This window comes from Acinetobacter sp. HA (genome assembly GCF_000264725.1).
GTDB classification, from domain to species: Bacteria; Pseudomonadota; Gammaproteobacteria; order Pseudomonadales; family Moraxellaceae; genus Acinetobacter; species Acinetobacter schindleri.
In genome coordinates, this window is record NZ_AJXD01000027.1 from 19,194 (window position 1) to 31,094 (window position 11,901).

Here is an 11,901-nt window from a genome sequence, read left to right on the forward strand (position 1 = left end):
TGGAAGATATTTACTATTATTAAAGAATAAACATTTCCCTTCCTTATAAAAAAACCTACCTGTATTGAGGAGGTTTTTAGTCAATTTTATCAGAATTAGGCAGATTTAACGTTTCGTAAGCGTGGTCTGATTTACTGGCTGCCCATATTGATCCGACATCACTTCTACCAGCTGATCAGTATTCAGATACTTCTGAATCACTGCATCGATATCTGCTTTGGTTAAGGCTGCCACCGCGCGGTCACGTTTCTGACGATAGTTCAGGTCACGGTTCCGTTCCAGCTGAGGCACCAGCATGCTATGAATACGGCGATCATCTTCCAGTGCTGTGACACGTTTTTTCAGAATACTGGCTTTTGCAGCTTCGACTTCTTGTGCAGTGACACCTTTGCTACGTAGCTCAGCAATCACCTTACGTATTGAATCCGATACTTGGCCAGAGCGTCCTGCGGTATAGTTTGCGCCAAAGGCCAAGGCACCGGCATTGTCCCATTCAGCGAAATCCACATTGGCACTAAAGCCATAGACCAGGGCATTCTTTTCACGTAATTCCTGTGCCAGACGAGAAGACAGTTGTGAATCACCCAAAATGTGTCTTAATACCAGTAATGCAGGTACATCTGGATGATCTGAACCCACCGGAATTGAAATGGCGGCGACATAGCTGCCAAACTCGCGCTGTTCCGATAATGCATGTACCCTTTCAGCAGTACGCGCGACATATTCAGACTTGAGGCGAGTATAAGGCTCATTGCTCTTCCAGCCCTCAAATTCCTGCTTGATCAGCGTCTGCATCGCTTGAGGTTTAAATTCACCAGTGACCGCAACGCGGGCATGATGGGTTTTAAAGAAACGTTGATACAGTTGCTGAACTTGTTCACGCGTCGCTGCGTTGATCTGCTGTTTAGCCAAGTCAGGTTCAAAGTGATAACGTAAATCTCCCGGCTCATAACGCTCAAGCAGACGCGCAAAAGTCAGACTGGTCACTGTATCCGGTTCTGTATAAGGACGGTCTAAGCTGGACAAAGACTGAGACTTGATCAGGTCAAACTGGCTCTGCTCAAAAGTCGGATTTTTCAATACATTTAGAATGTATTTAAAATATTCTTCAAAATATTCTTTCTTGGCTGAAATCGAAATATTCAGGCCATTGCCTGATGCACTGACATTGGCCGAGCCACTCACTTCAATGGTCTTATCTGAAATCTGTTGCAGGCTCTGAGTCTCAGAAGCCCGCATGATCAAGTAAGCCATCAGATCCAGCAATTCTCCTTTATGCTTGAGTGTTTCAGCTGTACCAAAATCAAGGGCAATCGTCGAATAGACTTTGTCATCGCGAGTCTGGGTTGGGAACAAAGCATACTGAATGCCATTTTGCAGTTTGCCACGCTGGATCTGCTTTTCTTTGCTGGTCAGTAGCTTTTTAGACTCCTTCACATACTGTTTCACTTCCGCCTGATAAACTGAAATATCTTTTAAAGGTTCTTCAGTGACAGGCTGTTGATCCAGGGTTGGTTTGGCTGCTGCAAACTGCTCTTGCTGTTTGGCTGTTTTCTGATCTTCAGGCGTAGGTACAATATTGCCCTGAATGCGGTATTGCGCCTTAAAAAAATCTTTATAGATAGCGTTAGCATCTGCCACAGTCAGGTTTTGAATTGCATCCAGATCCTTAAAATATTTGCTCCAGTCTCCATTCGAAGATGCAATATAATCACTCAGGCGTGAACCTAGTGCTGCTGCATTATTTTTAATGTTCTCAGCGGCATTGCGGCTCATATTTTTAACCCGGTTCAGCTCAGTTTCATTAAAACCTTTACCCTGCTCGACACCATTCTGCAACGCCTGTTCGACCTTTTTCGCATCATGATTTGGCGCATAGACTGCCCCCATGAAGACCATATTGAAGTCCTTATCTAGCCAGGTAGCAGACTGTACAGCTGTCGCTGTTCCCTGCTCGACAACCCCCTGATACAGATGCCCGCTCGGCTGCAAGGTGTATAGCGTTGGTGTTACCGATAATGCGTTCTGCTTAGCTACTTCTGAACGGTTCAGATAGATATTGAATTTGGCAAAATCACTGCCTTTGGCCACAGTAAACTCACGCTGTTTAATCTTTTCAGGACTTAACTCTGGTACTTTCGGCTGTTCTGGTACAGAACGTGCCTTGATTGGACTAAAATGCTGATCAATATATTTCAGTACCTGTTTCTTGTCGAACTTGCCTGAAATTACCATATAGGCATTATTTGGTGCATACCAGGTCCGGTAGAATTGATTCAGTTCCTGCATATTGATCGATTGCAGTTCGTTTAAATCGCCAATTGGCAGACGACCGAGATGCTGGTTACCATAAGCCGATTTAAAGATTTGATCCATCAATACTGAAAATGGCTGATCCAGACGGATTTCACGTTCACGTTTAACAATATCAATTTCAGTTGGCACATATTTTTCTTGCAGTACCAGCTTATCCATCCGTTCTGCTTCAAGCTGAATTACCGCAGCCAGTGCAGTGCTTTCAGGGCGAACCAGATTGGTATATTTGGTGGAATAATAATCCGTACTGGCATTCGATGAGAGTGTGTACTGATCCAGACGACGCTGAAATTCATCGCCTTTAATATTTTCAGTCCCTTTAAAGGCTAAATGTTCTAATAGATGTGCCAGACCACCCTTCCCCTGCGGATCGTTCAATGAACCGGTGAAATAGACCGTATTCATAAAAGTCTTATTTTCTTTGTCATTTGGTGCAAGGACAATTCTTAAACCATTATCCAGTTTATATTCTTCAATATTTTGTTCTGTTTTTACCAATACCGGTTGAGCAAAACTGAGCGTCGCTGCGCCCATTAAAAACATGGAAAGTGTTAATTTTTTAAAACGTAGTGACATTCTGGATCCAGCAAATTTAAACATGAACTTTTTATTCAGTGAACATCATAGAGAATGACTCTCTTGTTGTGAGTTGTATTTTTATAAAAGCTGCTGTTCACAACAGCTTTTAGATATTCTATCTGATTAAAGCAGAATTTCAGCTTTCATATACAGCTTGCCATAACCTGAAATTTCAATCCGGTCATTATCCTGTATCTCACAATACAGCACACCACCCCGGCTTGATCCCTGATAAACAACCAGCTGCTGTTTTCCGAGTTTTTCTGCCCAGATCGGTACGATTCCGGTATGAATTGAACCCGTCACCGGATCTTCATTAATACCATTACTTGGCGCGAAATAACGCGATACACAGTCATACTGTTCTGCACCCGCCGTTAAGGCGACATCCAGCAATGCGCCAGTCGCAGTAATCGCGGTACGGCGATCATTGACCTGTTTCAGTAATTCAAAATCCGGAGCCTCATCCAGCACATCCTGTACCGACTCATATTCGATAATATAGGCCTGTTCATTTAAATAGACATTTTTAAAAGATTTGGTCAAAGCTCCACGCAACATAGCAGGATATTCATCGACCAAAACTGCCCGACGGATCGGGAAGTTCATACGGATTTTTCCATCTTCATCTTGACTAACTATAAAAATACCGAGATTTTTTACATGAAATCGAATGGTTTTATGCGAGGTATAATCCAGAAATAATACAAAGCTGCTGGCCAAGGTTGCATGCCCACAGAAATCAACTTCTTTCGTTGGCGTAAACCAGCGAATTTCATAGTTTTCTGCATCAATGGTCTTCACAAAGGCAGTTTCAGATAAATTATTTTCCAGCGCAATGTTTTGCATCAGGCTCTCATCCAGCCACTCATCCTGCACAATCACCGCAGCGGGATTGCCCTTGAATAGCTCCGTAGTGAACGCATCCACTTGATACATTTTCATTGCTTAAACTCCTTTTGTTTAGCGCTTTAGTTTAAAAGCTTTTTTCGCCAAAAAAATTTATATATGTTAATAAGCCAATAAGTGCATAATTTTTAGCACGTACATTTGTTTATTTTAAGGTTTGCAATGTCTAATCCCCATCTGAAAGCTGTACCCTTGGAAAAATCCTATCGTTTGCTCAATCATGGTCCAACGGTGCTGGTTTCTGCCCAGGATCAGGAAAATACGGATGTTATGGCCGCAGCCTGGGCTTGTGCACTAGAATTCCAGCCAGCCAAAGTCACTGTAGTTTTAGATAAAAGTACCAAAACCCGCAAAATTATTGAAAATTCTGGTTACTTTGCTTTGCAAGTTCCCACGCTTAAACAGCTGAACATGGTGCAAGCCGTTGGAACGATCAGCATGCATGATCAACCCGATAAGTTAGAACAATGTGGTGTGGAACTGTTCCAGTTTGATCAGTCAGACATTCCGGTTGTAAGGGGTTGTGCAGCCTGGCTGCTGTGTGAACTGATTCCTGAACCCCATAATCAGCAAACTCATGACCTGTTTATTGGCAAGGTCATTACGGCTTATGCTGACGAGCGCGTGTTCCGTGATGGACACTGGTATTATCAGGACGTGGAGCGTGAATGGCGCAGCATTCACCATATTGCAGGGGGGCATTTTTATAGCATTGGTGATCCGGTTTCAGCGGATGATATAGACTGATCACCCAACCTATACACTCTTAAAATCAGATACATGAATCATCCATAAACATCGATCCAGCATCTGCATATGCCGGGTAATTATGCTAATTTACTAAATAACTTCAAACGGTTTAACTGAAATGATGCCTTTCAAAATTCACTGTATAGACGTCAAAAATATCTTACAGAACTATATCTGGCTGCTGGAACATACAGACTCCAAACAGGTCGTGGCTGTTGATCCCACGGAAGCTGGTCTGGTACAGGAATATTGCCAGCAGTATAGGCTGGAACTGGCGCAGATCTGGTTAACCCATTGGCATAAAGACCATATTGGCGGTGTTCCTGAACTGATTCAGGATAAAAACATTCCGGTATATGGTCCTCGTGAGGAATTGAGTAAAATTCCATTCATCAGCCATCCTCTAGAGCATGAAGATGAATTCAATTTTCATGGTATCGATGTCAGCATCATCAGTGTACCGGGACACACTTTAGGCCACATTGTCTACTTTATCGATGCGCTAGATGTGCTGTTCTGCGGTGATACCCTGTTTGCAATGGGCTGTGGACGGGTGTTTGAAGGTACTTTTGAACAGATGTACCACTCTCTATCCCGTCTGGCTGCATTACCCCCGCGCACCAAGGTGTACTGTACACATGAATATACACTTTCCAATGCCCAGTTTGCACTGCATGCAGAACCGGATAATCTGGAAATTCAGGAGCGCCATGAACAGGTTGAACGTCTGAGAATGCTAGGCCAATGCACCTTACCCAGCACGATTGAAATTGAACTTAAAACCAATCCTTTCTTGCGTGCAGACAGCGTTGAAGAATTTGCCCGTTTAAGAACCTTGAAAGACAATTTCTAATTAGGGTTTTTATAGAATCTGATTGCTTTTCGCGTAGGCATCCAGCTCTGCTTGGGTCACAACGCGTAAAGCATGAATTTCATCCACCCGAACCAGTAATAAACCGCCCAGTGCTGGCTGATAACGTCTTGCGCTCCCGAATGGCGTATATGCCACTTGAGACTGTACGGTAAATTCAATCCAGTCCTCATGTCCCAACATGACAGCAACCGGTGTCTGATCCTCTTGCTGCATACGTTCAATGCAATCCTTTACATACTGTTCAATATTTACTTGTGTCATATTCAGACTCACTATTTTTTGCAAGTATAAATTATTCTACACATTGATCGAGGACCACTTATTGCAAAAAATGGTCAACCAGATGATTGCTGCAATCTCTACCCAAATTGAAATGAATAACAATTCGACCAGTTGTAGATGCCCCCTAGCTGCTACATACTCAAAACTTTATTATGCTTAAATTTTAGTCAATCAGAGTACGATTTCTAATATTTAGTTACAACATCTAAAAGCATTCATAAATCATAAATTTAGCTATTTATTAGTGAAAATTCATCCAATTATTTGTCTATAAAAAAAGCATTTTCAGGAAATTTAAAGAATTTTTAAAATTTTCCCCTTTAAAAATTTTTTATTCACCCTAATTTATTAAGGAACAGTGATGAAGGAGTTATCTCGTGAAAAAAGTGGTGAAAGCAAAAAATCTTCTGGCATTCCGTCTATGGCTTGAAAAATTGGGGTATTCCGTACGTACCTTGGCAGACAACCGTGGTTTTACATTTAGTTTTAAAAAAGAATATGGTCTGGTGACTTGTGATCTCTCTGGTAATACCCTTGCGATGCAATTGGGTGAAGAATTCGAAGACCATTTGAAAGCTTAATTTGCGTCACTTTTAACGCGAAAGATCAATTCAAACATCTTAAGTTAACGCCAAGCTAGCCCATTTCGATGGGCTTTTTTATAGCTATAAAATTTCAGGCGAAAAAAAAACAAGGCATCAACCTTGTCTCTTTTGAGTGGTGGGGACGGAGAGACTCGAACTCTCACACCTCGCGGCGCTGGAACCTAAATCCAGTGCGTCTACCAATTTCGCCACGTCCCCATCGGGTACCAACTTATCGCCGGCTTTCTCAAACTTTAATGGCAGAGGATCAAGGATTCGAACCTTGACGAACGGTTTTGGAGACCGTCATGCTACCATTACACCAATCCTCTACTCGACCATCTCTACTCATTCTCATAAGTAAATTTGGTGGGGACGGAGAGACTCGAACTCTCACACCTCGCGGCGCTGGAACCTAAATCCAGTGCGTCTACCAATTTCGCCACGTCCCCGATGGCTGTGTATATTATAGAGATCATTTCCCTTTGACAAGCCACTTTACAGGCAATTAGAGTCTAATCTGCTATAAATTAAGCAGTTAAATCTATTTTTTTATTTTTTATCAAATTAATACAGAGAAATGCATCATTTTTATTCTTTTTCTATAAATCGATTCATTGCAATCATTTTTCTGTCTCCTCTGCTCGTTTACTTAAATATAGTGAATCAAAGGTTTCCTTATAGTTTCAATTCCAATCACTTGGTCTAATAAAGACTCATTCATCTACTCTGCCAAATTTCAGGCAAAAAAAAACAAGGTATTCAACCTTGTTTTTTTAAATTTGGTGGGGATAGAGAGACTCGAACTCTCACGCCCAGAAGGCGCTGCGACCTGAACACAGTGCGTCTACCAATTCCGCCATATCCCCGCTGAACTGTATATTATAGAGATCAAGCTTTATTGACAAGCGCTTAAATAAATAATAAAGCCTTATTTAATCAAAAATTAAGCAATTAATTCATTCAGGTATTTTGATGGTCAGATTTTAAAAAATTAAAAACAATTTGATCCAAAAACTTTTATTCATCCAAATTTTTTCGATCAACCCATTTCGAGTGCACTTACATACGTAATAATACATATGAGCAATCATCATCGATTTAAAGAACACAATAAATCTTGGCTCTTTTTACCAACTGAATTCTTTATAAAAACTGGCTACCCTTTTCTATCTCCAAGTGAGCAAGAGCTATCCTTTTATGCATTAAACTGTTTGGCTTTTTTCTGGATGATCGATATAGAGTTTAAAAGAACCGTATTTTTTTCAAAAACTGAATTAGAGATGAAAGCTTGCCGTTAAATTTCAGGCAAAAAAAAACAAGGCATCAACCTTGTCTCTTTTGAGTGGTGGGGACGGAGAGACTCGAACTCTCACACCTCGCGGCGCTGGAACCTAAATCCAGTGCGTCTACCAATTTCGCCACGTCCCCATCGGGTACCAACTTATCGCCGGCTTTCTCAAACTTTAATGGCAGAGGATCAAGGATTCGAACCTTGACGAACGGTTTTGGAGACCGTCATGCTACCATTACACCAATCCTCTACTCGACCATCTCTACTCATTCTCATAAGTAAATTTGGTGGGGACGGAGAGACTCGAACTCTCACACCTCGCGGCGCTGGAACCTAAATCCAGTGCGTCTACCAATTTCGCCACGTCCCCGATGGCTGTGTATATTATAGAGATCATTTTAGCCTGACAAGAACTTTTTCATAAAACGCTTATCATTTGATTAAATAAAAAACAAAGTATTGATTTTTGTATCTTTATCAGTCGATTATAATTAACAAAGCAGATTTGATCTCTTCAAAATCAGCAACCCTGGCCGACTTATGCCGAGCAAGCATGCCTTTTAACACAGTTTGAAAAGACCTAAATTTTTCTGGAAGATTAATTTCCAATCGTTGACAGTGTAGATAAGCCCAATCCTCATAATTTCCAGCATTAAGTCGTGTCTGACTTAACCATTCCAGCCAGATGATTCCTAATGCATAAATATCCGATTGAATCGTTTTTGCTTCGGCGTGAAATAATTCTGGCGCCATATAACGTGGTGTTGCATCTAATGTTGGAGGTGATTCATCCGAGATTCGATGTGCCTGTTCAAAATCAATCAGACAGACCTGCCCTTTGCACTGGACAAAATGTTCTGCTTTTAAATCATGATGGAGATAGCCACATTGATATAGTTGCATCACAGCATCCAAGGCTGCAAGCAAATGTTTCTGAATATCAGACACGCTTAAATTAGCCGGATCAATCGCAAAATGAGAAGGACAATCCTGTAGCAAGATGCCCTGTTGAAAAGTTTCACCACCAATAGTGATCTCTGAATTAATCAGTAGATGCGGCACCAGAAATTTGGCTAGTGAATTATTAGATAAATTTTGATAAAAACCGAATTCATTTTGAAAACCACGCTGACTATATACAGTCGAATGTTGCTGCTGCACCTTAAGCCAGTAAATTTCTCCATCCACGTTGCCTTTATAGAGCCGACGGCCAAAAGCCAGACTTCGTGGCTTTGTGTTTAGCTCAAATTTTATCTGGTTTAGATCATGACTAGATATCAACTGGAATATATTCTTCTTTCTGCTGTTCAGGTGCATGTTGATAGGTTAAAAGTTCCAGGCAATGTTGTATGGTTTTCCCTACTCGCTCTTGGGTTTCAATCATGGAAATTTTCGGCCAAGTGGCACGTTCGCCTTCACGTTGCAGGATTTTAAACAGGTGTGGCCGTGGGTTTTGCAACATATAAGTATAATGACGCAGACCATATTTGCCGACAATATTCACATCACCATAATAACGCTGATCGACTACACCATAACCATGATCCAGCAAACGGCGTACAGGCGGCACACTTCCTACACGCTCACGGGTAAAATCCATCATACCTTTGGCAAACACCTTGCCTTGGCGTCGTGCAATTCGTTGTGGCCAGCTCAGCATATCCTTACGGAATCGGGCTGCATCGTCCTGCATGAAAGGCACAATGTGCGGGTTTACCTGACTGGCGATGGTATAGTTAATATTGTACAGCCGTGCCATTTTCTCCTGTGGGAAATCACTGCGTACACTACCATCGACCCAACGTGTCGAGGACATATAGGGTGTGAATTTGCCATCATTGCGCTTACTGGTCAGGCGCACAGGTGGAAATAGAATCGGTACAGCACAGGATGCGAGTACCGCGCTCCAGACCAATAAATCCGGTGCAGTATAAGCATTCATAATCCGTGCATCTTGAGTCGCATCATAAGGTGCAACGGCGACATTAATATGTAAGCCTGATTTTTTAAGGGCTTCATCAAAAGTGAGATTACCTAAATTTTCAATCAGGAATTTTTTTAGGTATTTCACATCTGCCAGACCGCCATTACCCTTCATCAACTCACGAAAATTTCGAAAATGAAAGGCCTCATTAAAGAAATTGTGTCCCTGAAGAATATCTGGATATTCAGATGGCTTGGATACCCCCAACATGGCTGTCATGATGGCACCAGCACTCGAGCCCGATACCACTTTCGGCATCAAATCCTGTTCCATTAACGCCTTACACACACCAGTATGAAATAGTCCCAGCGTTGAACCGCCAGAAAACATCAGCGCTGGCTGGCCATAAGCACGCTGGCAACGTTCGAAATATTCTATTTTTTCTTCAAGCGTCAGACATTCACATTCTTGCGAAGCGATATAAGCCAGTCCTTTACTTACTTCTTCAACATAATCTTCAATAATTTTTTTAGTGCCAACATATGTTTCTATAAATAATAAAGGATGCGCAATATTGGCAATGTCATAACTGAGCCCTTCTCGCAAGATATGCATCAAATCTCGAGTACGCTTTTGCAGGCGGTATCGTCGAAGTTTGCCCAGACGATGAGAGATCACTTCTGCATCAAAATAATCGGAAGAGTTATCAAGCTTCCATTCCTGCGCACCTGATTCTTCATCCAGTTTTAACGCAATGCATTTCCACTCCTCATAAGTTTCCGCAGTCTGCAATTGTTGCTTTAATTTCTTGATGCGATAAGCCTGATGAGGATTAATCTGATGAGTAAAATCTGTTAACAACATGCTATGCGTGATCCTTATGTTTATTTTTGCTGCTACAAGATCTGTCACATACTTAAATTAAGCAGATCATACGTGCGGGACAATAGCGAAAAATCTCCTTTCTTGGGCAAATTATAACATTTTTCTAGCTTTGACTGCTTTTTTTGCAGTGGTAGTATCATGAGCATAATTTAAATGCGTAATCCGAGATCATGGCTACAATTGATTTACCCGACCATATTCTAAATACCCTTTCCACTGTCCTTCAGCAGCTTCAGCAAAGCCTGCCGGAAGTTAAAACCGTACCGGATTTCTCTGCTTATGCCTACAAATGGCAAGATGGCCAACTCAAACCAATTCATAAGCTGAGATCGATTCAACTGGCTGATTTGAAAGGAATTGAAAAGCAAAAAGAGAAAGTGATTCAGAATACCTTACAGTTTCTAAATAACCTGCCTGCCAATGATGTACTGCTCACCGGTTCGCGTGGTACAGGTAAGTCCTCTATTGTTCGTGCCCTGCTCACTGAATATGCTGATCAAGGCTTACGTCTGATTGAAATTGAACGTGATGATTTATCAGATCTGCCCGAAATCCAGAAACTCATCGCTGACCGTCCGGAAAAGTTCATTGTCTATTGTGATGACCTGGCTTTTAATGCCGAAGATGAAAATTACCGTAGTTTAAAAAGTGTATTAGATGGTTCATTGCAATCCGGTTCCAGTAATTTTGTGATTTATGCAACCAGTAACCGTCGTCATTTACTGCCAGAATTTATGCATGAAAATATGCCCGTTACTAAAGTAGATGTTCCGCAATATACCGAATTACATCCTCAAGAAGCGATCGAAGAGAAAATTTCTTTATCAGACCGTTTTGGTATGTGGCTATCTTTTTACCCGATGGATCAAAATCTTTATCTGGAAATTGTGGAACATTATTTAATACAAGCAGATATGGAACTTACTACAGAAACTCGTGCTGAAGCCCTACGCTGGTGTCAGGCACGCGGTCAACGTTCAGGACGTGCTGCCTATCAGTTTTCCAAGCACTGGATTGGTTCAACCCAACTAAATGCCTCTTAACAGCTTGAAAGCGACCGGTTTAGGTCGCTTTTTTCATATAAATCATTTATATAATAATGACACTCAAAAGAAAATAAAAATTATGGATGTCGGCGCAGTTCTCATTCAACTTAAGCCCTTACACATGCAGCAAGTTCATGACTGGCAGCGCACTTTAAAAGCACGTCAAGACGAAGTAATTGAAACGCTTAAGGCTGAACAGGTTCATGTCGAGTCCTGGTTTTATCTGCAACTTCATGGTCAGGACTATTTAATTGCATATATGCACGCCGACAACATTCAAAAAGCGCAAAATATTGCAAAACTCAGTACTTTCCCAATTGACCAAGTGCATAAACAGTTTAAAACTTCATGGCAGGCGGTTTATCCCGCTGAATTGTTATTGGATACTACAGCGACCTGATTTATTACCCTGGCTATTTAAGGAGTTTTATAATAGACCTCTTTCATAAATCATTTTT

At 41.5% G+C, this 11,901-nt stretch carries 10 protein-coding genes and 7 tRNA genes; 5 read left to right on the forward strand and 12 right to left on the reverse strand.

What is annotated here, in order from left to right; all coding sequences use genetic code 11:
- Positions 1-105 precede the first annotated feature (105 nt).
- Positions 106-2,892, reverse strand: a complete 2,787-nt coding sequence (locus HADU_RS06890; RefSeq protein ID WP_008304750.1) for a M16 family metallopeptidase — start codon at positions 2,890-2,892, stop codon at positions 106-108.
- Between the two features lie 126 nt (positions 2,893-3,018).
- Positions 3,019-3,840: a PhzF family phenazine biosynthesis protein gene (locus HADU_RS06895; RefSeq protein ID WP_008304751.1), complete on the reverse strand. Its 822-nt coding sequence runs from the start codon at positions 3,838-3,840 to the stop codon at positions 3,019-3,021.
- Positions 3,841-3,966: 126 nt separating this feature from the next.
- On the opposite strand from HADU_RS06895, the gene HADU_RS06900 reads away from it, so the two are divergent.
- Both HADU_RS06900 and gloB read left to right on the forward strand, forming a co-directional pair.
- Entirely contained in the window at positions 3,967-4,551 is a 585-nt protein-coding gene (locus HADU_RS06900; protein ID WP_005221656.1) for a flavin reductase family protein, read from the forward strand.
- Between the two features lie 121 nt (positions 4,552-4,672).
- On the forward strand, positions 4,673-5,407 hold the full coding sequence (gloB, locus tag HADU_RS06905) for a hydroxyacylglutathione hydrolase (RefSeq protein WP_005221654.1): 735 nt from the start codon (positions 4,673-4,675) through the stop codon (positions 5,405-5,407).
- 9 nt (positions 5,408-5,416) lie between these two features.
- Here gloB and HADU_RS06910 read toward each other — a convergent pair whose 3' ends face one another.
- A complete protein-coding gene (locus HADU_RS06910; protein ID WP_005221652.1) occupies positions 5,417-5,689 on the reverse strand; it encodes a hypothetical protein in 273 nt (90 codons plus the stop codon).
- A 398-nt stretch (positions 5,690-6,087) separates the two neighbouring features.
- Here HADU_RS06910 and HADU_RS06915 point away from each other — a divergent pair, with 398 nt between their 5' ends.
- A complete protein-coding gene (locus HADU_RS06915) occupies positions 6,088-6,291 on the forward strand; it encodes a hypothetical protein (protein ID WP_004812366.1) in 204 nt (67 codons plus the stop codon).
- Positions 6,292-6,428: 137 nt separating this feature from the next.
- Here the strand turns inward: HADU_RS06915 and HADU_RS06920 are convergent.
- The 9 genes from HADU_RS06920 to HADU_RS06960 all read right to left on the reverse strand — a co-directional run bounded on the left by HADU_RS06920 (position 6,429) and on the right by HADU_RS06960 (position 10,376).
- A tRNA-Leu gene (locus HADU_RS06920) sits at positions 6,429-6,513 on the reverse strand.
- A 39-nt stretch (positions 6,514-6,552) separates the two neighbouring features.
- Positions 6,553-6,626, reverse strand: a tRNA-Trp gene (locus tag HADU_RS06925).
- A gap of 35 nt (positions 6,627-6,661) precedes the next feature.
- Positions 6,662-6,746: transfer RNA gene (locus HADU_RS06930), tRNA-Leu, on the reverse strand.
- Positions 6,747-7,077: 331 nt separating this feature from the next.
- Positions 7,078-7,163: transfer RNA gene (locus HADU_RS06935), tRNA-Leu, on the reverse strand.
- A 477-nt stretch (positions 7,164-7,640) separates the two neighbouring features.
- Positions 7,641-7,725 (reverse strand) — tRNA-Leu (locus HADU_RS06940).
- Positions 7,726-7,764: 39 nt separating this feature from the next.
- Positions 7,765-7,838, reverse strand: a tRNA-Trp gene (locus HADU_RS06945).
- A 35-nt stretch (positions 7,839-7,873) separates the two neighbouring features.
- A tRNA-Leu gene (locus HADU_RS06950) sits at positions 7,874-7,958 on the reverse strand.
- 107 nt (positions 7,959-8,065) lie between these two features.
- The gene (locus tag HADU_RS06955; RefSeq protein ID WP_227499342.1) at positions 8,066-8,776 is read right to left on the reverse strand and encodes a protein kinase domain-containing protein; all 711 of its coding nucleotides are present in this window, start codon (positions 8,774-8,776) and stop codon (positions 8,066-8,068) included.
- Positions 8,777-8,858: 82 nt separating this feature from the next.
- Entirely contained in the window at positions 8,859-10,376 is a 1,518-nt protein-coding gene (locus tag HADU_RS06960; RefSeq protein WP_004812363.1) for a DUF3336 domain-containing protein, read from the reverse strand.
- A 191-nt stretch (positions 10,377-10,567) separates the two neighbouring features.
- Between HADU_RS06960 and HADU_RS06965 the strand changes: the two genes are divergently transcribed.
- Complete coding sequence (locus tag HADU_RS06965) at positions 10,568-11,440, forward strand: ATP-binding protein (protein ID WP_008304758.1); 873 nt, start codon at positions 10,568-10,570, stop codon at positions 11,438-11,440.
- A complete protein-coding gene (locus HADU_RS06970) occupies positions 11,430-11,843 on the forward strand; it encodes a DUF6176 family protein (RefSeq protein WP_008304760.1) in 414 nt (137 codons plus the stop codon). Before HADU_RS06965 ends, HADU_RS06970 begins: the two co-directional genes overlap by 11 nt.
- The last annotated feature ends 58 nt before the right edge of the window (positions 11,844-11,901 follow it).

Coding starts and splice junctions, on each gene's coding strand:
- HADU_RS06970 (WP_008304760.1), top strand. CDS start 11,430: ATGCCTCTTAACAGCTTGAAAGCGACCGGTTTAGGTCGCTTTTTTCAT.
- HADU_RS06910 (WP_005221652.1), bottom strand. CDS start 5,689: ATGACACAAGTAAATATTGAACAGTATGTAAAGGATTGCATTGAACGT.
- HADU_RS06890 (WP_008304750.1), bottom strand. CDS start 2,892: ATGTCACTACGTTTTAAAAAATTAACACTTTCCATGTTTTTAATGGGC.
- HADU_RS06900 (WP_005221656.1), top strand. CDS start 3,967: ATGTCTAATCCCCATCTGAAAGCTGTACCCTTGGAAAAATCCTATCGT.
- HADU_RS06895 (WP_008304751.1), bottom strand. CDS start 3,840: ATGAAAATGTATCAAGTGGATGCGTTCACTACGGAGCTATTCAAGGGC.
- HADU_RS06965 (WP_008304758.1), top strand. CDS start 10,568: ATGGCTACAATTGATTTACCCGACCATATTCTAAATACCCTTTCCACT.
- gloB (WP_005221654.1), top strand. CDS start 4,673: ATGATGCCTTTCAAAATTCACTGTATAGACGTCAAAAATATCTTACAG.
- HADU_RS06960 (WP_004812363.1), bottom strand. CDS start 10,376: ATGTTGTTAACAGATTTTACTCATCAGATTAATCCTCATCAGGCTTAT.